Origin of the sequence: Streptomyces sp. NPDC015532 (assembly GCF_043078065.1) — a bacterium.
Taxonomy (GTDB): domain Bacteria; phylum Actinomycetota; class Actinomycetes; order Streptomycetales; family Streptomycetaceae; genus Streptomyces.
Map to the genome: position 1 here is coordinate 1,004,895 of NZ_JBIBSY010000002.1, position 22,271 is coordinate 1,027,165.

The 22,271-nt window shown below is 72.0% G+C and carries 17 protein-coding genes; 8 read left to right on the forward strand and 9 right to left on the reverse strand.

The features are described 5' to 3' along the window. The 3 genes from ACF07B_RS11145 to ACF07B_RS11155 are packed head-to-tail and all read left to right on the forward strand — an operon-like array spanning position 1 to position 3,537. A complete protein-coding gene (locus ACF07B_RS11145; protein ID WP_392178688.1) occupies positions 1 to 1,563 on the forward strand; it encodes a sugar ABC transporter ATP-binding protein in 1,563 nt (520 codons plus the stop codon). Further along, entirely contained in the window at positions 1,556 to 2,518 is a 963-nt protein-coding gene (locus ACF07B_RS11150; protein WP_392178689.1) for an ABC transporter permease, read from the forward strand. Before ACF07B_RS11145 ends, ACF07B_RS11150 begins: the two co-directional genes overlap by 8 nt. Then, the gene (locus ACF07B_RS11155) at positions 2,515 to 3,537 is read left to right on the forward strand and encodes an ABC transporter permease (RefSeq protein ID WP_392178690.1); all 1,023 of its coding nucleotides are present in this window, start codon (positions 2,515 to 2,517) and stop codon (positions 3,535 to 3,537) included. Before ACF07B_RS11150 ends, ACF07B_RS11155 begins: the two co-directional genes overlap by 4 nt. Before the next feature lie 186 nt (positions 3,538 to 3,723). On the opposite strand, the gene ACF07B_RS11160 is transcribed toward ACF07B_RS11155, so the two are convergent. From ACF07B_RS11160 to ACF07B_RS11170, 3 genes are all read right to left on the reverse strand, one after another. After that, a complete protein-coding gene (locus ACF07B_RS11160; RefSeq protein WP_392178691.1) occupies positions 3,724 to 4,560 on the reverse strand; it encodes a lamin tail domain-containing protein in 837 nt (278 codons plus the stop codon). 474 nt (positions 4,561 to 5,034) lie between these two features. Further along, entirely contained in the window at positions 5,035 to 6,117 is a 1,083-nt protein-coding gene (locus ACF07B_RS11165; protein ID WP_392178692.1) for a MerR family transcriptional regulator, read from the reverse strand. A 92-nt stretch (positions 6,118 to 6,209) separates the two neighbouring features. Then, the gene (locus tag ACF07B_RS11170; protein WP_392178693.1) at positions 6,210 to 8,282 is read right to left on the reverse strand and encodes a protein kinase; all 2,073 of its coding nucleotides are present in this window, start codon (positions 8,280 to 8,282) and stop codon (positions 6,210 to 6,212) included. 871 nt (positions 8,283 to 9,153) lie between these two features. On the opposite strand from ACF07B_RS11170, the gene ACF07B_RS11175 reads away from it, so the two are divergent. After that, the gene (locus tag ACF07B_RS11175; RefSeq protein WP_392178694.1) at positions 9,154 to 11,379 is read left to right on the forward strand and encodes an FUSC family protein; all 2,226 of its coding nucleotides are present in this window, start codon (positions 9,154 to 9,156) and stop codon (positions 11,377 to 11,379) included. 172 nt (positions 11,380 to 11,551) lie between these two features. Here the strand turns inward: ACF07B_RS11175 and ACF07B_RS11180 are convergent, their stop codons facing one another. The 4 genes from ACF07B_RS11180 to ACF07B_RS11195 all read right to left on the reverse strand — a co-directional run bounded on the left by ACF07B_RS11180 (position 11,552) and on the right by ACF07B_RS11195 (position 13,687). Next, on the reverse strand, positions 11,552 to 12,106 hold the full coding sequence (locus ACF07B_RS11180) for a TIGR03086 family metal-binding protein (protein WP_392178695.1): 555 nt from the start codon (positions 12,104 to 12,106) through the stop codon (positions 11,552 to 11,554). A gap of 4 nt (positions 12,107 to 12,110) precedes the next feature. Further along, complete coding sequence (locus ACF07B_RS11185) at positions 12,111 to 12,644, reverse strand: SRPBCC family protein (RefSeq protein WP_392178696.1); 534 nt, start codon at positions 12,642 to 12,644, stop codon at positions 12,111 to 12,113. Next, positions 12,641 to 13,003, reverse strand: a complete 363-nt coding sequence (locus tag ACF07B_RS11190; protein WP_362396380.1) for a metalloregulator ArsR/SmtB family transcription factor — start codon at positions 13,001 to 13,003, stop codon at positions 12,641 to 12,643. The genes ACF07B_RS11185 and ACF07B_RS11190 overlap by 4 nt, the downstream gene beginning before the upstream one ends. A gap of 174 nt (positions 13,004 to 13,177) precedes the next feature. Beyond that, complete coding sequence (locus ACF07B_RS11195; RefSeq protein ID WP_392178697.1) at positions 13,178 to 13,687, reverse strand: molybdenum cofactor biosysynthesis protein; 510 nt, start codon at positions 13,685 to 13,687, stop codon at positions 13,178 to 13,180. A 200-nt stretch (positions 13,688 to 13,887) separates the two neighbouring features. Here ACF07B_RS11195 and ACF07B_RS11200 point away from each other — a divergent pair, with 200 nt between their 5' ends. Together ACF07B_RS11200 and ACF07B_RS11205 are read left to right on the forward strand one after the other, a co-directional pair. Further along, a complete protein-coding gene (locus ACF07B_RS11200) occupies positions 13,888 to 14,472 on the forward strand; it encodes a hypothetical protein (RefSeq protein WP_392178698.1) in 585 nt (194 codons plus the stop codon). A gap of 108 nt (positions 14,473 to 14,580) precedes the next feature. Next, positions 14,581 to 15,027, forward strand: a complete 447-nt coding sequence (locus ACF07B_RS11205; RefSeq protein ID WP_369481779.1) for an SRPBCC family protein — start codon at positions 14,581 to 14,583, stop codon at positions 15,025 to 15,027. A 182-nt stretch (positions 15,028 to 15,209) separates the two neighbouring features. Here the strand turns inward: ACF07B_RS11205 and ACF07B_RS11210 are convergent, their stop codons facing one another. Continuing rightward, positions 15,210 to 16,430 (reverse strand): AI-2E family transporter, encoded by a 1,221-nt coding sequence (locus ACF07B_RS11210; RefSeq protein WP_392178699.1) that lies wholly within the window; start codon positions 16,428 to 16,430, stop codon positions 15,210 to 15,212. 429 nt (positions 16,431 to 16,859) lie between these two features. Here ACF07B_RS11210 and ACF07B_RS11215 point away from each other — a divergent pair, with 429 nt between their 5' ends. Beyond that, complete coding sequence (locus tag ACF07B_RS11215; RefSeq protein ID WP_392178700.1) at positions 16,860 to 19,718, forward strand: SpoIIE family protein phosphatase; 2,859 nt, start codon at positions 16,860 to 16,862, stop codon at positions 19,716 to 19,718. A gap of 127 nt (positions 19,719 to 19,845) precedes the next feature. Here ACF07B_RS11215 and ACF07B_RS11220 read toward each other — a convergent pair whose 3' ends face one another. Continuing rightward, positions 19,846 to 20,673, reverse strand: coding sequence for an alpha/beta fold hydrolase (locus tag ACF07B_RS11220; RefSeq protein ID WP_392178701.1), 828 nt, complete (start codon positions 20,671 to 20,673; stop codon positions 19,846 to 19,848). A gap of 315 nt (positions 20,674 to 20,988) precedes the next feature. Here ACF07B_RS11220 and ACF07B_RS11225 point away from each other — a divergent pair, with 315 nt between their 5' ends. Then, positions 20,989 to 22,230 (forward strand): cytochrome P450, encoded by a 1,242-nt coding sequence (locus tag ACF07B_RS11225; RefSeq protein WP_392178702.1) that lies wholly within the window; start codon positions 20,989 to 20,991, stop codon positions 22,228 to 22,230. Positions 22,231 to 22,271 lie beyond the last annotated feature (41 nt).

Consider the following 22,271-nt stretch of genomic DNA (forward strand, 5'->3'; position numbering starts at 1 on the left):
ATGTTGTCAGTGACCGGCCTGTCGAAGACCTTCCCCGGCGTGAAGGCCCTGTCCCTCGTGGACTTCACGGCCCGCGCCGGGGAGGTGCACGCCCTCATCGGTGAGAACGGCGCGGGCAAGTCGACGCTCATCAAGGTGCTCACCGGCGTCTACCAGGCCGACGAGGGCGAGGTGACGTACGACGGTGCCCCGGTCCGCTTCGCCACCCCGCTCCAGGCGCAGCACGCGGGAATCTCCACCATCTACCAGGAGGTCAACCTGGTCCCGCTGATGAGCGTGGCCCGCAACCTCTTCCTCGGCCGCGAACCCCGCGGCCGCCTCGGCCTGATCGACTTCCGGAGCATGCACCGGCAGGCCGAGGAGGCACTGCGCGACCTGGGCCTGCGCGTCGACGTACGCCGGCCACTGCGTGAACTGGGCGTCGGCGCACAGCAGATGGTGGCCCTCGCCCGAGCCGTCTCGGTCGACGCCCGTGTGGTCGTCATGGACGAACCGACCTCCTCGCTCGAACCACGCGAGGTGCGGACCCTGTTCGGCGTGATCCGGATGCTGCGCGAGCGGGGCATCGCGGTGATCTACGTCAGCCACCGGCTCGACGAGTTGTACGAGATCTGCGACGCGGTCACCGTGCTGCGCGACGGCAAGGTCGTCCACACGGGCCGGATCGCCGAACTCGACCGGCTCAGGCTCGTGGCGCTGATGCTGGGGCGGGAGATCGCGGACGTACGGCAGGAGGGCCTGACCAAGTTCGCGGGCGGCCACGAGACCGACTCCGAACCCGTCCTGGAGGCAAGGGAACTGACCGTACGTCACCGTCTGCACAACGTGTCCGTCTCCGTGCGGCCCGGGGAGGTGGTGGGACTCGGCGGGCTGCTCGGTTCGGGGCGCACCGAGACCGCCAAGGCCATCGCGGGCGCGCTCCCCACCGACTCCGGGCGGGTCGTGGTGGCGGGTGTGCGCGTACGGACGGGATCGACGCCCGCCGCGATCCGGGCCGGCATCAGCCTGCTGCCCGAGGACCGCAAGGCCGAGGGGATCGTGCCGGGCCTCTCGGTCCGCGAGAACATCGCGCTCGCCGCGCTGCCGGGTCTCTCCCGCTTCGGTCTGGTCGACGAGGCACGCATCGACCGGATCGTGGAGACGTTCATGAAGCGGCTGCGGATCAAGGCCGCGAGCCCCCATCAGAAGGTGGGCGAACTGTCCGGCGGCAACCAGCAGAAGGTGCTGCTGGCCCGCTGGCTGGCCATGCAGCCCAAGGTCCTGCTGCTCGACGAGCCGACCCGGGGCATCGACGTCGGCGCCAAGGCGGAGGTGCAGAAACTGATCGACGAACTGGCCGGCGACGGGCTGGGCGTCCTGCTCATCTCCTCCGACCCCGAGGAACTGATCGAGGGCAGCGACCGGGTGATCGTCCTCAAGGACGGCGCGGTCGTGGAGGAACTGACGGGCGACGCCGTCACCGAGGACCGGCTGATGCGCGCCATCGCCACCGCACCCGCCGCCCCCGCGGTCACGGCCGCGGCCACCGACAAGGGCACCGGACCGGGAGGCCACGATGACTGACCTGACCCTCGGCCGGATCACCGCCGACCGCGACCGTCTGCTGGCCCTGCTCCAGGAGTACGGCGTCTACCTGGGCGTCGTGGTCCTCTTCCTCGTGAACACCGTCCTCACCCCGCACTTCCTGTCCACGGAGAACTTCCGCACCCAGGCCGTGCAGGTCGCGCCGGTCCTCATCGTGGCGCTCGGCATGGCGCTGGCGATCGGCAGCGAGGGTGTCGACCTGGCGGTGGGCTCGGTGATGGCCCTGTCCACCTCGCTCCTGTCCCTCTATCTCGGCTACGGCCCCGGGATGGCCGTCCTGATCGCGCTGGTCGGCGGCGCCGTGATCGGGGTCGCGAACGGATCGCTCATCGCGTTCGTCGGTGTCCAGCCGATCGTGGCGACACTCGCCCTGATGGTCGCCGGGCGCGGGCTGGCCCTGGTGCTCCTCCCCCAGCTCAAGGACGTCCACGACCCGGCCATGGCGCGACTCGGCTCCGGCGACGTCCTGGGCGTCCCGTACGTCGTCCTGATCGCCGCGGCCCTCGCCCTGCTCGTCGGCTTCGTCGTACGCCGTACGACCTTCGGCCGCAGCCTCCTCGCCATCGGGGACAGCCGCCCCGCGGCCCGCCTCGCCGGACTGCCGGTGCGCCGCGTCCTCGTCCTCGTGTACGTGTGCTCGGGCGTCCTCGCGGCCGTCGCGGGCGTCCTGGCCACCGCCCGCCTCACCGCGAGCGACCCGTCCTCGCTCGGCAACCTGATGGAACTGTCCGCCATCACCGCGGTCGTGGTCGGCGGTACACCGCTGAGCGGTGGCCGTATCCGGATCGGCGGCACGGTCGCCGGCGCCGTCCTCATCCAGTTGCTCACCACCACGCTCATCAAGCACGATCTGCCGCCGTCGTGGACCCAGATCGCCCAGGCCGTGGTGATCGTCCTCGCCGTCTACGCGGCCCGGGAACGAGGAAAGCGATGACGACCGACGTGGACATTCCGGTGCGCGCGAAGAACACGGCCGAGGAGGAACCGACCGGCGCCGGCCGCTCCGAACGGCTCAGCGCCCTCGCCCAGCAGCACGGCGCGCTCGTCACGCTGATCATCGCGATGACCGCGGCGTCCCTCAGTTTCGACACCTTCCTGACCGGCGACAACCTGGAGAACATGGCGCTCTCCTCGGCGTTCCTCGCCGTGGTCGCGCTCGGAATGACCTTCGTCATCATCACCGGCGGCATCGATCTGTCGGTGGGCTCTCTGTTCGCGCTCGGGGGCGTGCTCGCGGCCTGGGGATCCCGGTACGGAGCGGTCGTCGCGCTGCTGCTGCCCCTGGCCGTCTGCGGACTGATCGGCCTCGTCAACGGACTGCTGATCGCCCGTTCGCGCCTCGCCCCGTTCATCGTCACGCTGGCCTCGATGCTGGGAGCCCGGGGCATTCTGCTCTCCGTCACCGACGAGGGCTCGAAGACGTATCTCGTGGGCAAGGGGTCGTTCTTCGCGGAGCTCGGACAAGGCTCGCTGCTCGGCGTCGGCGTGCCCGTGTGGATCACCGTCGCGCTGTTCGTCCTCGGCGCGGTGGTCCTGCGGCGCACCCGGTTCGGGCAGTACGTGTACGCCGTCGGAGGGAACGAGGACGCGGCGGCGCTGATGGGCGCCCCCGTGGCCCGTACGAAGATCTCCGTCTACACGCTGTCCGGGTTGTGCGCGGGACTCGCCGGAGCGCTCAACGCGGCCTGGCTCGCGTCGGGCGTCACGATCCTCGGCTCGGGCATGGAGCTGGAGGCGATCTCCGCGGTCGTCATCGGCGGCACCCTGCTCACCGGCGGGTTCGGGTTCATCAGCGGCTCACTCGTGGGAGTGCTGCTCCTGAAGGTCATTCAGAACGTCATCAACCAGATCGGCTCCCTGGACTCCGCCTACCAACAGGTCGTCAGCGGTGCCTTCCTCGCGGTCGTCGTCATCGCGCAGACCTGGCTCGGACGCAGACGCCGGGTGCTGTGAGGGCCGCACCGGCCGGTGGGGAAACAGAGGACCCGCACCGGTCGGTGCGGGTCCTCTGCGGTGATGCCGTACCGCGGGTTCGTGCCTCATCGGGTCCGGCCGGACCCGGACTACAGCCGGTCATCTCCACGTAATGACCGGATGGCACCCGCGTACACCCCGGGTGGGTGTGCCTGCGGTCGCCGTTCAGTGACCGAGGAGGTGGCCCAGCCCCTGACCCTGCTGGCCCTGACGCGGACCCTGCTGACCCTGCTGCCCCTGCTGGCCCTGCTGACCCTGCTGACCCTGGCGCGGACCCTGCTGACCCTGCTGGCCCTGGCGCGGACCCTGCTGACCCTGCTGCCCCTGACGCGGACCCTGCTGACCCTGCTGGCCCTGGCGCGGACCCTGCTGACCCTGCTGCCCCTGACGCGGACCCTGCTGGCCCTGCACGTGGCCCCGGTGGTCGCCGTGCCCACGGTGGTCGCCGTGGCCGCGGTTGTCGCCGTGGCCGCGGTGGTCGCCGTGGCCGCGGTGGTCGTCACGGCCGTGGCCGCGGTGGTCGTCACGGCCGTGGCCGCGGTCGTAGCGCCGGTCCCAGGAGACGCTGTCGACGAAGCGGCCGCGGTCGGTCCGCAGCGTGGCCTCGTCGGAACGGTTGTCCCACACCTCGTTGCGGCGGTCCTGGAAGAGGTCACGGCTGGTGTCACGGCCGTAACCGGTGTGGACACGGACGGTGGAACGGCCGGCCAGGGTGTAGTGCCTGAAGCTGTAGCGGTTGCCGTCCTCGTCCGACAGCGTCCACCCGTTCAGGTTCACCCCGTGGCGACCGGAGTTGGTGATTTCCACCCACTCCGCGTTCAGGGAACGCGCGGAGCGGTCGTCAAAGCCCGGGGCGTCGCTCTGCACCCTGCTGATGGCGACGTGCGAGCGGTCGCGCGGGGCGGCGGCCGAGGCCGACACGGACGCCGAGCCGACCAGCGCGCCGGCCGCGATGACCGCGGCCGCCACGCGGCGGGCAGTGACAGACGTGGAAACGGACATGAATGCTCCTCAAGGTTCGAGAGCCGGCACACCCCGTGCGGGTGCCCCTCTCGGGGAACCCGCACGGTGCGACCCTGTGCGAGTCCCGGCCCGGTGGCCGAGGACTCATAAGTTGCTGCACATCTCCCCTCAGGACGGTCTACACCCGGCGCCTGTTACGAATTGCGGACATTTCAGTTACAGGCGTCTGTATATGGCCTTTAACTACGGAAAGCTGAAAAGTGATGGACTGCTATCACCAACTCCCTTACACAGAAAACAACTAGGGCGTATCGGGTCATGTCGTCCGTCAGTACAGGCCACCCCCAGGTCACCCGAAAGTGAGTAACACCCCTCCGGTCCGATCCGGGCACGGAGCCACGTGTCGCATCCCCGCGGCACGACACACCGGCCCGGCGCGAAGGCGTTCCCGGTGTGCCTTGGCACTCCTCCACGGGGGACCGGCCTTCGCCGCGCGCGAGACCCCCCTCGCGATCAGTCCTCCAGACGGACCGGCATCAGCATGGAGAACGTGTGCTCGTCGTCGGGCCGCCGGATCGCGATCGGCGTGGTGGGGGCGCCGATCTCCAGGGTCAGCCGGTCGCGTGCCGCCGCGTCGAGCGCGTTCAGCAGGTACTCACGGTTGACGGCGACGTGGTTCCCGTCGTTCCAGCGGTCTTCGCCGACGGTCACCGCTCCGTCGCCCGTCACCTTGAGCAGGGTGAGGTCGGCGGGGGTCCCGCCCGGTCCGCTCGCCTCGCTCGTCACGACGGGACCGGTCTCCACCGCTTCGCGGAAGGTCCCGGTATCGACCACGGCCCGCCGGCCGTCCGGCGCTCGGACGAGACGGCGATAGTCGGGGAAGTCGTGGTCGAGGCAAGGGCCGGCCGTCTGCCCGTCTCCGCTCTCCAGCGTCACACGGTCACCGTCGACGGCGAGCCGGACCGGCTCCTCGCCGCTCAGCAAGGCCCGCATCGCGTCCACGAGCGGGGTCGGAACGATGACCTGCGCACGGGCGTCGGCGTGGCCGCTGGTGCCCGTCCGCGCGACGGCCATCCGGTAGCGGTCCGTGGCCACGACGTCGAGCGTCTCGCCCTCGATGTCGAACAGGACACCGGCGAGCATCGGCAGCTCCGGGTCCCGGCCCGCGGCGAAGCGGACGGCGTCCAGGGCGCCGGCGAGTTCGGGCGCGGCGACGGACAGACGGACGACGGCTGTACGGGGCGGTGTCATGGGTTTCTCCCTGCTTTCGAGAAGTGCTCGGAGCGTGGAGAACTCGTCGCGGGCATCGGCCAGACCCGTCTCGAGGCGGCGCACATGCGCCTGGAGCAGCTTGCGTACCAGACCGGTGTCCGCGCTGGACCAGCCCGCCAGCACCAGACGGATGTCCGCCAACGGCATGGCGGCCCGGCGCAACCGGGCCAGCAACCGTGCCTCGTCCAACTGCCCTGGGCCGTACCAGCGGTAGCCGCTCACCGGATCCACCCAGGCGGGGACCAGCACACCGCCACGGTCGTAGAACCGCAGGGCGCTCGCGCTCAGTCCGCTGTCCCGGGCCATCTCGCCAATGCTGCGCATCTCGCTCTCCACACCCACGACCCTGCGCCCTCGACCATGTCGAGGGTCAACCCCGTTCATGCCCGGTTGCCCCGGCCGGGTCCGGGATGAGGTCAGGCCGGACAGTCGGCCAGGGTCCTGGCCGTGCCCCAACGGATCATCAGATGGCCGGAGCCGCCTCTCGCCGCCACCGCGTAACGGGAGTACGGCCACGCGTCGCCCGCGCTGTCCCGCTGCCGCACCAGAGCCCGGCACGCCTCGCCCGCCGCCATGTCCGCCCAGGCCGCGGTCTGCCGCTGATTCCAGGTTCCGTAGTCCGACCACACATACATCGCCGAGCGACTCGGATCGAAGCCCATCTTGAGCTCCGCGTTGCCAAGCACACGATCCGTACCGAGCGCCGTACGCATCCCGTTGGTCCGCTTGATGATCCTCCGGGTGGCGCGGTCCGCGACGCGGACCTCGTCGCGGTCGGTGCTGGGAATCATGGCCTGGCCGAGGCCCTGTTCGTCCGGCTCCCAGCCCGGCCCGGCGCCGACGGGGCTCAAGTCGTCGTCGGCCGACGCGCATCGGGCGTCGGTGAGGAAATCGTCGTCCCAGGTCACCGTCGGGTCATGGCCGGCCGATTCCCTCACCATGACGAAGGCGCGGTACGGCAGTTCCGGGTGCAGCCGCAGAACGGCGTCCCGCAGCGTCCGGCACATCAGCCCGGCGACCTCCGTCTCCGCGTACAGCGTTCCCGCCTCGTCGGAGGTGAGCCGGTACGAGAGGTAGACCTCGCCGCGCGACGCGTGGAACCTCACGGTGCTCGGGACGAGTTCGACGGCGTCGCCGAGTTCCCGGACGAGAACACCCTGGTCGCGCAGGACGGCACGGGCCACGTCGTGCTCGCCCGCGCCCCGTGCCGGCCTCGCCTCGGCCCAGCTCTCCGCACTCGCCGGACGGCCGCTCGTGGTCTGCTCACGCTTGTCCGTCGTGCTCGCCCTGGTGCTCGCCCCGGTGCTCGTCCCGGTGCTCGTCCCGGACGGCCGCGGGATGTCGGCCGGGGAGGAGGCGGGCACCGGGGAAACGGGGGCGGAGGCGACGGGAGCGGAGGAAGCGGGGACGGAGGAGGCGTTCGAGGTCGCGTGGCGGGCGCCCTCCGGCTTGCCGGGCATCAGGGCGACCACTCCGCCCGCCAGGCCCCCGATGACCGCCGCCGCGACGACGAGCATGCCCGCCCATGGCCTTCGTCCGCGCCTCGCCGGACGTGGCCACGCCGGATCGTCCGCGGGAGGCATGTCCCAGACCGCGGTGATCATGTCCTCCGCCCGCGTGAACAGCGTGTCGGCCCGCATCGCCTGGATGAGCTGCGCGGCCAGGAGTTCGAAGCACTCCTCGGCGGCGTCGGCGGCCGAGGGACGCTCCCCCGGTTCCTTGGCCAGTGCCCGTCGCACGATCTCGCGCAGGGGCGTGGGGACACCGCCCAGGTCGGGTTCACCCGACATCACGCGGAACGCGACCACGTCGGGCGCGCCCGTCCCGAACGGGGACTTCCCGGTGGCCGCGTAGGCCACCAGCGCTCCCCAGGCGAACACGTCGCTCTCGGAGCCCGCGGCTCCCGTCCGGTACTGCTCGGGACCGATCCAGCCCGGGGTGCCGGTCGTGGCTCCGGGACGGGTGACTCGGGTGTCGTCGTCGGCGTGCGCGATGCCGAAGTCCAGGACGCGGGGACCGGAGGGCGTGAGGATGACGTTCTGCGGTTTCACATCGCGGTGCACCACGCCGACGGCGTGGACGGCGGCCAACGCCTGTGCGGTGGCTGCCGCGAAGGCGTACAGACTGGGGCCGGTGACCCGTCCTTTCGCGAGCACATGCTCGTTCAGCGTGGGCCCGGCGACGTACTCGGTGGCGAGCCACGGCTGTGCGGCGTTCGCGTCGGCGGTGAGCAGCGGGACCAGGTACGGGCCGGTGACACGGGAGGACATGTCGACCTCGCGCCTGAAACGTGCCCTGAATTCCGGATCTTGGGCCTGCGAGGGCTGAATCACCTTCACCGCCACACGCGTTCCGTCGGAGGCCACTCCAGCGTGGACGGTACCCATGCCACCGGCACCGAGACGACCGACGATCCGGTACGGACCTATTCGGGAGGGATCGCCGGCCTGAGCCGGCTGGACTCTTCCGGAGGATCCGGATTCGCTCACTGATGGTTCCTTCGTGCGGGACTGAACAGGTGCGCAGGCGGAGATGTGACGGGTGGTCGGGGGCGGGTCGGGGGCGGGCCCGCGTCCCAGCAGGTTGCCCCGACATGCCTTCCGGGTGACTTCCCGTCCGGATGTTATGCGCTCACCCGCCTCCTGGGTAGAGAAACCCCTGATCAGACGGCGCGCTCCCGACCGCCGGGTGACGAGACGCATGCGGACGGTGGCGCGGGCCCGGACACCGGCCGCCCGCCCGTGAACGTCGATCCCTTCAACTGCCTTACGAAGAAACCCTGTTGATGCTGTCGCCCCCCGGGGTTCCGGTCCGCGCGGATCGGATCCGCCGGACGGCCGAGGCGAGGCCGAAAGCCGGCCTCGGACGAAGGCGGAAGGCAGCCTCGGGCGAAGGCGGAAGCCGGCTTCGAACCGTCCGCCGGCCGCCGTGAGCCGAACCGGCGGCCGGCTCGCCTGAAGCCGCCGGCGATCACCCCGGAGAAGCGCCCGGGGTCGGTCGAGCCGGCTGCCGGTCGTCCCGGGTCTTTGAGGACGCGGCCGCGTCGACAGGCCGGCTCCGCGGCGAGATCCTGGCTCCGGATCCGGGCGGTGGAGTCCCGGCTCCGCCGCGTCGCGGCGAACCGGTCGGCGCCCGGACGCCGTCCGGTGAGCGTCACCTCACCGCCGAGGTCGGCGGCGAGCCACCGCACCTCGCCGCCGGCGCTCGCCCGACCTGCTCGGGCGGACCGCCGACCGGGTCCCGCCCCCGCGTGGATCCGGGCCCGTGGCGGTGACGCTGCCCGCGCCTCCCACCCGGTCCCGGTCGACAATGGGCGTACGGCGGGGACGGACCCGGGGAGGCGCCGGGGAAGGAACGTCCATGCCCAAGCGGCCCTCCTCCCCCGCTCGCGTACGGGCCGCGCGGCAGTCCGCACGGGTCACGGTCGCGTCCGCAGCGGGCTTCTACTCGGCCCTCTACGTGCTGGACCAGCCGGTCGTCGCCGTCTACGCCCTGTTCGCGCCGATCGCGCTCGGCATCCTCTCCCCGATCCCGGGCGGTGGCCGGGACCGGGCGCGGACCATGCTGTTCGTGCTGCCGCCGGCCGTGGCGCTGACGGCCCTCGGCACCGCTCTCGCCGTGACGACGGCATCCGCCGTCGCGGGGATGCTGGTGCTCGGCTTCGCCCTCTCCTTCGCCTCCGCGTACGGTCCGGCCGCGGCGGGCGCGGTCCCCGGGCTGCTGCTCTTCTACGTCCTCGCGTGCTTCCCGCCCTACGCGCCGGACACCCTCCCGCAGCGCCTCGGCGGCCTGCTGGCCGGTGTCGCCCTGCTGGTCCTGTGCGAGCTGCTGCTCCTGCCCGCGCCGTCCGTCCAGCCGTATCGGGCACGGATCGCCGCCGCCCTCGATCTCGCGGCCGCTTCGGCGCTCGCGTCCGCCCAGGGCCACCGCCGCTCTCCCGGGCGGGCCCGGCGTCTGCGCGAGGAAGGCCTGGCGCTGCGACTGTCCAAGGCACCACCGGGCTCACGTCCGACGGGGGCGGGCCGCACCGACCGCGGGCTGGCGCAGGCCGGAGCCGCGACGCGGCGGGTCCTGGACCAGCTCGCCCGGATGGCCGAGCGGCCGGACTCCGCCACGGCCGCCGATCCGTCCTCCGAGGAACTGCTGCGCGGTGTCGCGGCCGGCTGCACCGCGACGGCGGACGCTCTGCGCGGTGCCCGCGCCGTCCCGGGGCCCGAGGCCCTGGAAGAGATGGTCGCCGGCTTCGTCGCCGTCCGCGGACGTCCGTCCGGAAGCGGGCTCGACACGGATGCCAGGGCATCACAGCGGCTGCTGGAGTGCCGGTCCGACCTGCTGGTCATGGCCGCCTCGGCCCTGACCGTCCAGGCGGCGGTGGCCGTGGCGATCGGCGGGCGCCGCGACGCGGCCGGGCTGCCGCCCGAACAGTTCTGGTACGCGGGGCCCTCCACGGCGCGGCTCCTGGCGCTGCGTCTGACCGGCAATCTCACGCTGCGCTCGGTCCTGTTCCAGAACGCCGTACGCACGGCCCTGGGCCTCGGCGCCGCCCGTCTGGTGGCCGGGGCCCTGGACCTCTCGCACGGTTTCTGGGTGCTGCTGGCCGTGCTGACGCTGGGGCGCACGACCGCGGGAGCGACCTGGTCCACGGTGCGCTCGGCGGCGGTCGGCACGCTGGTGGGCGCGCTGGCCGCCGGGGTACTGATCTTCGAGGCCGGCGGCACCGTCGAGGTGTACGCCGCCGTGCTGGTGCCGGCCATGTTCGTGGCGTTCTCGGTGGGGCCGATCGCGGGACCGGCCTGGGCGCAGGGTCTGTTCACCCTGGTCGTCGCCGCCGCGTTCAGCCAGCTCGCCCCGGCCGACTGGCGGCTGGCGGGGACACGGCTGCTCGACGTCCTGGCGGGCTGCACGATCGGGCTGGTGTGCGGCGTGGTCGCCTGGCCCGCGGGAGCCCACGCCGAGGTCCGGCGCGGGGTCGCGGACGTGCTGCGTTCCGCGGGGCCCCTGGTGCGGGTCACCGTGTCCGCCGTGGTCCGCGCGTCCGGCACACCCGAGGTTTCCGGGACCTCCGGCGATCCGCGGCCTCGGCACGGCGGCACCGATGAGGCGCTCCGGCTGACCCGGCACCGGCTCCGCATCGCCGAGGGCGCCTACGCGCAGTACCGGACCGAGGGCGGCGCGGACGCCGTGGACAGCGGACCGGACTGGCACCTGGCGCTCAACTGCGTCTCCCACGCGGTGATCGGATCCCATTGGCTGCCCCGGCAGACGTACGGCCCGGCGCCGCCCGAAGCGGTCCGGTGGGCGCGGGAGTCCGCGGGGCGACTGGCCTCGGCGATGGACAGGGCGGCCGCCTTCCCGCCCGGTGGTGTCCGGGCGGCGCCGCTGCCCCTTCCGCACGAGGTCGTCTCCGCCGCCCCGGCGCCCGTCCTGCCCGCACTGGTCGACATCGACACCTGGCTGCGGACTCTCGCGGCGGAGCTGACGGCGATCGGCGGGAGCCGTCCGGACGAGCCGCCGCCTCCGGTCCGAGGCGACGGAACGCGACCGGAGGCGGCGGCCCGCGACGCCACGGCCGGCACGGGAGGGTGACGGCGCCGGAAGCTGAAAGTGACCACGGCCGGAACGGCGACCCGGGACGGCGACCCTTTCGGCAGGGGGACGGCGACCCTTTCGGGACCGTTCCCCTGCCGGGACCGTGCCCCTTCCTGGAGGGGGTGGCACCCCTTCCGGGAAGAGATGGTGATCCTTCCCGGAGGGTTCCTCAGGGGTTGCGTCCGATGAAGGCGAGCAGGCGGGTCTGTACGTCGGCGGTCTCCGGGACCTCCACCCGCGGCCCGTACTGCCCGCTCCCGCGCAGCACGTCGTCGAGCGGCAGCATGCCGTCGAGCAGCCGGGCGCATCTGCCGGGGTCGAGGTGCTCGTCCTGGCCGCTGGCGCGTGCCAGGTCCCAGGTGTGCATGAAGACGTCGGCGGTGTAGAAGCGGTCGACCGCCTGATCCAGCGGGACCTCGCCGATGTGCGGGTTCGACAGCGTCCGGTGCGCCGTGGCCGGATCGTCGAGGAGTGCCTGCACTCCGTCGCTGTGCACCGTCCAGGCCTTCACCGGGTCGTCGTCCACCGGCGGCCCCTTCGGCAGTTCGACCCCGGCGCCCGCCTTCAGGAAGTCGGGGAACCACTCGACCAGGTGACGCACCACGTCCCGCGCGACCCAGCCGTCGCACGGCGCGGGGTTCTCCCATGCCCCGGGGCGCACTGCGCGCACCCGTTCCGTGAAGACCCCGGCGACAGTGCGGTGCTCGTCGGCTGCGCTCGTCATGATCTCAAGCCTTCCGTCTCGGTTCTTGTTCAGGCGTTCCCGCTCCGGCGCCGCCGAGCAGTTCGTCGAGGCGCTCATGGCCCTCGCGGACACCGCCTCGCATACCGCTTCTGATCATCGCGTCGCGGGACTCGATGGACGCCATGAGCGAGGTGGTGGTGACCCGGGTCCGGCCGCCGAGGTCCTCGAAGAGGGTGGTCTCCAGGCTGACGCCGTCCGGGAAGCCGTCGTAGGCGAAGGTCTGCACGATGCGCTCGGCACGGCGCACCTCGTGGAACACGCCGCGGAAGCCGTACTCGGTCCCGTCCTCCTCGCGATGCACGTAGCGGTACGAGCCACCGGTGCGCGCCTCGTACACGTCGATCCGCATGGTCAGCCGACGCGGGCCGAGCCACTGCACGACGAGTTCGGGATCGGTGTACGCCCTGAACACACGTTCCGCGGGGGCGTCGAACTCCCGGGTGATGAGGATGGTGGGCAGGGCCGGGTCGGCCACGATCCGCGTCTCGTGCCGGTCGCTCCGGTTCGCGGTGCTCATGATGCCTCCTCGTTGCCGGAGGTCTCTTCCCCCGGCTGGTCGCCCATCCGTTCGAGGACGGCGTCGAGCCGGCGGAAACGGTCGTCCGCCTCGCGGCGGTAGCGTTCGATCCATCGCGTCATCAGGTCGAACACCTCGCCTTCGAGATGACAGGGGCGGCGCTGGGCGTCTCTGCTGCGGCTGACCAGACCGGCGTCCTCCAGCACCCGGATGTGCTTGGACACGGCCTGCACCGTCACGTCGTAGGGCTCGGCCAGTTCGTTGACCGTGGCGTCCCCCGCGGCCAGCCGGGCCACGATGTCGCGCCGGGTCGGGTCGGCCAGGGCCGAGAACACCCGGGACAGCCGTTCGTCGGACACCTCTCACCTCACGTAATCAACCAGTTGGTTGAATAACCTTATGCCCGGTTCCCGCCTTGGTCAACCAACTGGTTGGGTACGCCGCGACGGGTCGGGGCGGTGCTGCGCGGCCGTCGGCCCTGACGCGCCCACGAGCCGGACCCTCGCGATCGCCGACGGCGCTCCGCCCTTGGGTCAGTCCTTCGCGGGCGCCGGCTCCACGACCGTGAACTCGGCGGGCCCGACCACGAGCGTGCCGTCGGTCAGCGGGCGGCAGCGGATTCCCCCGCCGTCGCGCAGCGCCCGTCGCGCGCCGGGGCCGAGCGTGGTGTCCATCCAGGCGCAGGGCCTGGCCGCGCCGCGTACGGCGAGCAGGACGGGCCCGGTGCCGCAGTCCAGGGAGATCGTCGCGCCGACACAGGCGTCGATGTCCACCCCCCGGAGCAGGACGTTGCGCCGGGTCAGCCGGAGGTCCGCCTCCGTGGCCGCCCCCTGCGGAAAGCGCTCGGCCGCCATGAGGGTGATCGACGCGTTGCGATGGGCCGGATGGTTGAAGTAGCGGTCGCCGACGATCCCGAGTCCGGCGCGCACCTGGGCGCTCGTCACCAGTTCCTCGTCCGGCAGCGGGGGCACTCCGCCGCTCGGGCGGCCCTCGAACCGGTGCACGGCGGAGACCAGCAGCTGAAGGACTTCCACACGGCCCATCTCATCGAGCCTAGGTGACGTCCGTGCGGGGGCCGCGGCGTCGTACGGGCAAGGGGCCGCGGCGTCGTAGGGGCAGGGGCCGCGGCCTCGTACGGGCAAGGGCATCGAAGGGGTCGTGTGCCGGACATCCCGCTGACACGGGGACATCCCGCGTGACAGGGTCGGCGGTGATCGAAGACAACAGCGGCAAAGGGGCTTCCGTGGACACGCGAACGTGGGACACGCTGGTCGGCTCGATGAAAAGCGCCTACGTCAAGGGAGTGCGCGAGGGCGCGGTACCCCGGCCGGTCATCATGCCGCTGGTGCGGGGCGAGCTGATCGGGCTGGTCTGGGTCCGCCCGACCGAGCCCGGGGCCGACGCGCTCACCGGCATCGCGGCGTTGTCGAACATCGCCGCGGCGGCCGGCGCGGACGAGGTCGTCCTGGCCTGGGAGACCCAGGAGGTCGCCGCCGCCTGTGAGCTGCCCGTCGCCGGCCCCTCCCCGTGTCTGAACATGGTCCACGCCACCCCGGACGGGCACGTGCTGCACCAGTTCCCCTACACCGAGGAGCCCTTGTCCGCCTCCGTCGGCGCCGGGGACGCGGAGGAGTCCGCGACCGCCCTCGGCTGGGATCAGGCCCCCGCGCCACGACCCGACGGCGAACTTCCGCCGCCGGTCAAGGCCGCCGTCGCGTACGCGTTCACCCCGATGGAGCTGGACCATCCCAACCCTTTCGGCGTCACCGTCGTCCTGATGGAGGAGGACGGCTACACCGTGCGCCTGGCCGACAGTTTCGGCCACTGAGCAGGCCCGTGCGACGCGCCCGCAGCGCTCCTGAGCCCTAGGCTGATCGGGCGCGGCGAGGCCGCGCGCCCTCAGCGGGCGGTCCGTGATCGCAGCACAGGAGGAACCGTGTCCGGTCAGTTCGAGGCGACAACCGAGATCAACCGCCCCGTCGAGGAGGTCTTCGCCTACCTCGCCGCCGGCACGAACGACCCCCAGTTCAGCCCCAGGGTGCAGGCGATCACGAAGACTCCGGAGGGCCCGACGGCCGTGGGCACCGTCTTCACCAGCACCGTCAAGGACGCGGGCATGAAGACGGGCCGGAAGTTCCGCATCACCGAGTTCGAGCCGTCCCGCCGGATCCGCTGGGCCGAGGTCTCGAAGAACATCGTCATGGCGAAGGAGGGCGGCTACGACCTGGAGTCGACCGGCCCCGGGACCACCCGTGTACGGATCTTCAACGTCCTTGAGGGCCATGGCATCGGCAAACTCCTGGTGGGCTTCGCGCTGAGCGCGGCCCGCAAGGACGCGGACGCCTTCGGCCGGCGGATCAAGGCGGCCGCCGAGGCCTCCTGAGGACTACGGGAAGCCGAGGAGACGGGACCAGAGGGCCACCGGGCCCGAGGAGTACCGGGCCAGAGGAGTACCGGGCCAGAGGAGTACCGGGCTACGACGAAGCGGCACCGCTGATCCGGCGCCGCCAAGCCCCCGCCGTCGCCGCCGACCGGGGGCTCGCCGGGGCTCTCCACGAGGTCCCGTCAGTACGGTTTCCCGGCCCCGGCATCCCCCGTCGGCCCCGAACGCCGCTCGTCCGGGGCGGACCGGTGGCCCGGCGAGCGTCCCGTGGGTTCCGGCTCGGGGCGTGCCCGCAGCTCGGTGATCACGGACCAGGCGACAGACACCATCGGTACCGCCACGACGGCGCCGGTCACACCGGCGAGGATGCTCCCCGCGATGACGGAGAGGGCCACGACCACGGGGTGGAGCCGGACGGCCCAGCTCAGGACGAGCGGGTGCAGGACGTGCCCCTCCAACTGGCCGATGACGACGATCAGGGCGAGCACGACGAGCGCGACGACCGGCCCCCGGGTGGCCAGCGCGACGACCGTGGCCACGGCGAGCGCGACGGGCGAGCCCACCAGGGGGATGAACGCGGCGAAGAACTCCAGCAGCGTGAGCGGCAGCGCGAGGGGGACGCCCAGGACGTAGAGGGCGATGCCGACGAGGACGGCGTTGGTCGCGGCCACGATGATGATGCCGCGCGTGTAGCCGGCGAAGGTCCGCCAGGCCGCACGCCCGCCGCGGTCCCACGGGTCGCGCGCGCTCTCCGGCATCAGCTCCTGGAACCAGCGCCAGAACCGGTCCCCGGAACGGATGAAGAACAGGGAGCAGAACAGCGCGAGCACCAGGCCGGTGACGAACTCCACCGCGCGGCCGGCGCCGCTGAGGGCGCTGCTGATCAGTACGGAACGGTGCTCGGAGACGAAGGTGGCCACCTTGCCCTGGAGATTCGACATCACCGCGTGGCTCAGATGGAACGGTGAACCCTCCAGCCAGCGTTCGATCCGCCCCAGGCCCCCGGCGAACTCGTGGCCCAGCTTGCCGGACTCGCCCGCCACGACGCGGCCGACCAGTGCCATCACGCCGAGCACCAGCAGGACGCTTCCCAGGATGCTGACGATCACCGCCAGGGTCCTCGGCATGCGCCGCGCCAGCAGGTCGGCGAGGGGACGCAGGACCGCCGTCACGACGAGCGCGAGGAACAGGGCCACGGCGACCAGCTGGAGCCTGCCCAGGAGGGCGAACACCGTATAGGCGACCACACCGACGACGAGCAGCCGCCACGCGTAGGCCGCGGCCACCCGCAGCCCGTGACGCACCACGGCGTCCTGGTGGTCTCCGGTGCCGTGCCGCCCGTACGCACCGGCCGTACGGGCGCGCGTGACCGTCCAGACGCCACGGGAGGAACGGTTCCCCACGACATAACGCGTCCGGCGCCCGCCGCGGCCCGTGCCGGGCTCGCCAGGCCGCCGGCGAGGACGACGCGATCCGGCGTTCACCTGTGTGCCACCGTCCTCCTGTCGTCGCGCCCACCCGCCCCGCTGCCGGACGCGGACCGCCGCACGACCTCGGGGAAGCGGGCGAGCGGTCCCGGGCCGTCGATCACGCGGGCGTCCTGGCCAGCGTGGTGTCGTGCACCGCACCCCGCAACCCGAAAAACACCCGGTCCTCGGCCGCCACCGCCGCACCGACGGCGCCGTACCTCCGGAGCCGACCACGCCGTACTTCCCAGCACTTCCGGAGCCGGCGGCGGCCCGGCCGGGCACCCGTCGGCTCCGGCCGGGGCACTCCCGCCAGGACGTCATCCCTTTAATGTCATTTGCGACATCGCGCCCTATATTGGGTCTGTGATCAGGCGGCTGGACCTACTCGACACCGCTGACGACGGCATCACGGAAAGCGAGGTCTTCCGGCTCGCCCTTCAGCACTCCATCGCGGAGCTGGGCTGCGTCGGCGGGGCCGTCTACCTGCGGGGCCCCATGTCGGCCCTGCGTCTGGTGTCCTCCACCGGACTGCCGTCGTCGGTCACGCGCGCATGGGAGATCGTCGACCAGGACGGGCCCACGGCGACCGCCCGCGCGGTGCGCTCCGGTGAACACGTGTGGGTGGCCGCGCTCCCCGCCGACCTGGCCGAACCCAGCGCGCCGCTGCTGTCGCGGTCCGGCTGGTTCTCCGTACCCCTGGCCTACGAGGGCCGTGTCATCGGTGCGATCACCTGTCTCACGGGTGACAACGAGGAGCCCACGTCCGAGCAGTGGACCTTCCTCACCTCGGTGGCCGAATGGACCACGAACCGGCTGAAGAAGATGCCGGCGCCCGAGCGCCTGCGCACCGACCTCGACGCCACCCCGGTCGGCTCCTGGGAGTGGGACGTGCGCACCGGCGAGCTGAAGTGGGACCAGGTGGCCATGAAGGTCTACCAGACCGAGCCCGGCGAGTTCGTGCCCGGTGTCGAGACCTGGATGAAGGTGGTGCACCCCGACGACCTCGCGACCACGCTGGCCGCCGTCGAACGCACCATCCGCACCCACACGCCGTTCGAGGCCGAGTACCGGGTCCGGCGCGGCGACGGGGGCTACACCTGGACCCGCGCGTCCGGTCACGTCGTGCTCGACGACGAGGGCCAGGTCACGCGCGTCGTCGGCAAGGGCTGGGCGAGCGACGCCGCGCGCTCCACCCGGGACACGCTCAGCCGTGCCCTGCGGCACATGAGCGACGCCTTCCTGTCCGTGGACGACGACTGGCGGATCACCTTCGCCAACCTGGAGGCGGAACGCATTCTCGGTTCGGCCGACGAGCAGCTCTTCGGCCGGAACCTGTGGCACCTGCCCGCCCTGCGCCATGTCCCCGACCTGGAGGAGCGGTGCCGGCGCGGCGCCGCCCAGTCGACGGCAGCCGGCTTCGACATCACGCTGGCCGACACCGGACGCTGCTACGACCTGCGGATCGTCCCCGTTCCCGGCGGCCTCACGGTGTACTTCACCGACGTCACCGATCGCCGCCGCCGTGAGGCCGAGGCGGCGGCGGCGATCCGAGCCGCCGCCGAGCGCGCGAGCCGGACGGCGGAGCTGACCACACAGCTCGCGGCGGCGACCACCTCCGAGGACGTGGTGAGGGCCGTCGCCGAGCGTGTCCTGCCCCCGTTCGGCGCCCAGGGCCTGCTCGTTCTCGTCCTCGAGGACCAGAGGCTGGTGCACATCGGATCCGTCGGCTATCCGAGTTCCTTCCTTCAGCACATGCAGGGAGCGCACGGCAGGGACCTGTCGGACGCCGGTGCCGCCGGGCAGGCGATCCTGACCGGCGAACCCTGCTTCTGCTCGTCGCGCGAGGAATGGGCCACGGCCTTCCCCGACGCCGACACCCTGCCGCCGACCGACAAGGAGGCCTGGGCGTTCCTCCCCCTGACGGCCACCGGCCACACCTTCGGCGTGTGTGTCATCGCCTTCGACACCGCCCGGCACCTCACGGCCGAGGAACGCACGCTCCTCATCACCATCAGCGCCCTGGTGGCGCACGCGCTGGAGCGGGCCCGGCTCTACGAGGCCGAGCTCACCCGGTCCGAGGAACTCCAGCAGGCCCTGCTGCCCCGGGAGCTCCCCACCGTGCCCGAGGCGACCGTGACGGCGCGTTATCTGCCCGCCGGGGGGACCTCCGACGTGGGCGGGGACTGGTACGACCTGATCCCGCTGTCCGCCGGGCAGGTGGCCCTGGTCGTCGGTGACGTGATGGGCCACGGGCTGTCCGAGGCCGCGACCATGGGACGCCTGCGCACCGCGCTGCACACGCTCGCGGCCCTGGAACTGCCTCCCGACGAGATCATGGGCCACCTCAACGACATCGTGGGCGGCCTCGGCGAACACGCGTACGCGACCTGCCTGTACGCGTTGTACGACTCCACCGACGGATCGTGCGTCATGGTGCGGGCGGGCCATCCGCCGCCGCTCGTCGTCCGTCCGGACGGAAGCGCCCACTTCCCCGAGGTCGCCGTCAACCCGCCCCTCGGCGCCGCGTTCCCGCCGTTCGAGACGACGGAACTGCACCTGCCGGCGGAGAGCCTTCTGGTCCTCTACACCGACGGGCTCGTGGAGTCACCGCAGCGGGAGATCGACCAGGGCATGACCCAGCTCGCCGGTCTGCTCGGGGGTGAGGCCGGCTCTCCCGATCTGGAGGTCCTGTGCGACTCCGTGACCGCGGGGCTGCTCCCGGGCGGGCCCACGGCCGACGACGCCGCCCTGCTGATCGCGCGCCTGCACCACGTGGCCGACCGGCAGGTGGCTTCCTGGGCGCTGCCGGAGGGCCCGGAGGCCGCGGGCGAGGCCCGTCGCCACGTACGGGAGCAGCTCGCCCAATGGCACCTGGAAGACCTGGTCATGACGACGGAACTGCTGGCCAGCGAGCTCGTCGGGAACGTCATCCGGCACGCCAGCGGCCCCATCGGTCTTCGTCTGCTGTGCAGCGGAACGCTCGTCTGCGAGGTGTCCGACGCGAGTCTGACGATGCCCCGTATCCGGCGTGCCACGGACACCGACGAGGGAGGCCGCGGGCTCCAGCTCATCAACGCCCTCTGCGAGCGCTGGGGCAGCCGCTACACCCCTGAGGGCAAAGCCATCTGGACCGAGCAGACCCTTCCGGGCACGGAGGAACCGGCGGACGAGGACCGGGCGGACGATGTCGGGCCCCCCGGGTCCGCCGGCCCTGCGTCCTGAGGCGCCGGACCGCCTCGGCTCCGGACGACGGTCGGCGAGACCTCTGAACGCACCCCCTACGCACACGTGTCGCCCCCGTGGGCAGCCCATCGGCCGCGCCACGGGGGCGACTACGGATGCCGTGCGGTCAACCGCGCGCGAAGTCCAGCAGGTCGGCGTTGAACACCTCGGCGAACTTCGGCACCATGGCGAGGCCGTGGGGAGCGCCCGGGTACACCTTGTAGACCGCGTCCTTGACCAGCTTCGAGGACTTGTCCCCGGAGGCCACGATGGGAACGATCTGGTCGTCGTCGCCGTGCACGATGAGGGTGGGGACGTCGATCTTCTTGAGGTCTTCGGTGAGATCGGTCTCGGAGAACGCCTTGACGCAGTCGTAGGCGCCCTTGATGCCCACGCTCATTCCCCACAGCCAGAACTCGTCCCGTGTCCCCTGGGTGACGGTCGATCCGTCACGGTTGGCGCCGTAGAACGGGGCGCTGAGGTCCCGGTAGAACTGCGACCGGTCGGTCTCGACACCCTTGCGGATCTCGTCGAACACGTCGATCGGCAGGCCTTCGGGGTTCTCCGCCGTCTTGAGCATGAGCGGAGGGATCGCGCCGACCAGGACCGCCTTGGCCACCCGGCGGGAGCCGTGCCGGCCGATGTAGCGGGTGACCTCGCCACCGCCGGTCGAATGACCGACCAGGATGACGTCTTGGAGGTCGAGTGTCTCGATGACCGCCGCCAGGTCGTCGGCGTAGGTGTCGAGGTTGTTGCCGTCCCAGGGCTGGCCGGAGCGTCCGCCCCCGCGCCGGTCGTGGGCGATGGCCCGGAAGCCGTTGTCCGCCATCACCTTCATCTGGGCGTCCCAGGCGTCCGCGGTCAGCGGCCAGCCGTGCGAGAAGACGACCGGCTGACCCGATCCCCAGTCCTTGTAGAAGATCTGCGTGCCGTCCTCGGCGGTGGCGAAGGGCATGTGTGGTTCCTCTCCAACTGGTACGGAATTCCACGCTTCACGCGATTCGGTGCCCGCGCCGGGCTGTGAACGCCGACTGCCACGCCACGGACAAGGGGCGGACGCACGGGGGCGACGGAGGGGCCGGCAGCACAGAATGACCGGAATGGGCACGTCGTCCGCATTACTCTAGCCGAGGGACCTCCCCTCGGCGCGCCGGGCAGGCGCCGCCTCCGAGGCCGCGGAAGCACTGACCCGTCGGAGCGATCTTGCTGGTCCCGGCGCGCGCGGTTCGCCGGATTCCGTATCCTCCGGTCGCGCCCGGGCGTTGGCGCGGTGACCGAATCGATCACCGAGTCCGGAGCCGGCGTGCCCGTTCCCCGAGTACCGTCCCCGCCCCCTGGCCTGCTGGCCGCACGGGTGCAGGACCCGTATCCCTACTTCGCCTGGCTGCGCCGGCATGCGCCCGCTCACGCGGACCGCAGACCCGGCCGGCCCACCGTGTGGCAGATCTCCCGCTACGCGGACGTCCGGGCACTGCTGACCGACGGGCGGCTGAGCAAGGACCCCGGCCGGGTGCCCGGCTATGTTCCGGGGCCGGCCGGACTGAACCGGCATCTGGTCCACGCCGATCCCCCGGACCACACCCGGCTGCGGACCCTGGTGAACGCGGCGTTCGTCCCCCGTCGCATCGCCCGGCTGGAACCCTTCATCGCGGACACCGCGAACCGCCTGCTGGACGGCATCGAGCACGACACCCACGTGGATGTGATCGCGACGTTCGCGGCACCCCTCACCTTCCGGATGATCTGCGCGATCCTCGGCGTCCCCGAGGAGCTCGACGACGCGTCGACCCGGGACACGCTGATGGCCACGATCGCCCCCGATCCGGGCCGGGATCCGGCCCGGGCGGAAGCGGATCTGCACACCCTCCTCGACACCCTGATCGCCGGCAAGCGCGCCGGGGGCGAGCCCGGTGGAGTGGACCTGCTGGGCGCTCTCGTACGGGCGGGCGACACCACTGGGTCGATGAGCGAGGAAGAACTGCGCTCGACCGCCTACCTCCTGCTGCTGGTGGGCCACGACACCACCATGAACCTCATCGGCAACGGCATGCTCGCCCTGCTCCGGAACCCGGACCAGGCCACCCGGCTGACCGGACCCGGAGCGGGCCCGGAGCTTGTCGGCACGGCGGTCGAGGAGCTGCTCCGCTACGACTCCCCCGTGCGCGACGCCACCTTCCGGTGCGCCACCGCACCGATCAGCCTGCACGGTCAGCTGATCGGCGAGGGAGACATCGTCAGCCTCCTGATCGGCTCCGCCAACCGGGACGACGCCCGCTTCCCGGACGCGGACCGGCTCGATCTGGGCCGGACACCCAATGACCATCTCGCCTTCGGTCACGGTCCCCACTTCTGCATCGGCGCCGCCCTGGCCCGACTCGAAGGCGCCGTGGCCTTCCCCCTGTTGCTCCGGCGCCTGGGCAGGGTGCAGCTGGCCAAGCCCGCCGACGAACTCCCCTGGCGGCCCGCCCGGGTGATGCGCGGACTGGCGGCCCTGCCGGTCGTACGTATCTGACCTCGCCCGCACCGCCTGCCCGCACGGCCCCCTCGCCCGCA

Bases quoted from the DNA above. Each gene is read 5' to 3' on its own strand.
- ACF07B_RS11145 (WP_392178688.1), top strand. From the start codon at position 1: ATGTTGTCAGTGACCGGCCTGTCGAAGACCTTCCCCGGCGTGAAGGCC.
- ACF07B_RS11150 (WP_392178689.1), top strand. From the start codon at position 1,556: ATGACTGACCTGACCCTCGGCCGGATCACCGCCGACCGCGACCGTCTG.
- ACF07B_RS11155 (WP_392178690.1), top strand. From the start codon at position 2,515: ATGACGACCGACGTGGACATTCCGGTGCGCGCGAAGAACACGGCCGAG.
- ACF07B_RS11160 (WP_392178691.1), bottom strand. From the start codon at position 4,560: ATGTCCGTTTCCACGTCTGTCACTGCCCGCCGCGTGGCGGCCGCGGTC.
- ACF07B_RS11165 (WP_392178692.1), bottom strand. From the start codon at position 6,117: ATGCGCAGCATTGGCGAGATGGCCCGGGACAGCGGACTGAGCGCGAGC.
- ACF07B_RS11175 (WP_392178694.1), top strand. From the start codon at position 9,154: ATGCCCAAGCGGCCCTCCTCCCCCGCTCGCGTACGGGCCGCGCGGCAG.
- ACF07B_RS11180 (WP_392178695.1), bottom strand. From the start codon at position 12,106: ATGACGAGCGCAGCCGACGAGCACCGCACTGTCGCCGGGGTCTTCACG.
- ACF07B_RS11185 (WP_392178696.1), bottom strand. From the start codon at position 12,644: ATGAGCACCGCGAACCGGAGCGACCGGCACGAGACGCGGATCGTGGCC.
- ACF07B_RS11195 (WP_392178697.1), bottom strand. From the start codon at position 13,687: ATGGGCCGTGTGGAAGTCCTTCAGCTGCTGGTCTCCGCCGTGCACCGG.
- ACF07B_RS11220 (WP_392178701.1), bottom strand. From the start codon at position 20,673: ATGCCCTTCGCCACCGCCGAGGACGGCACGCAGATCTTCTACAAGGAC.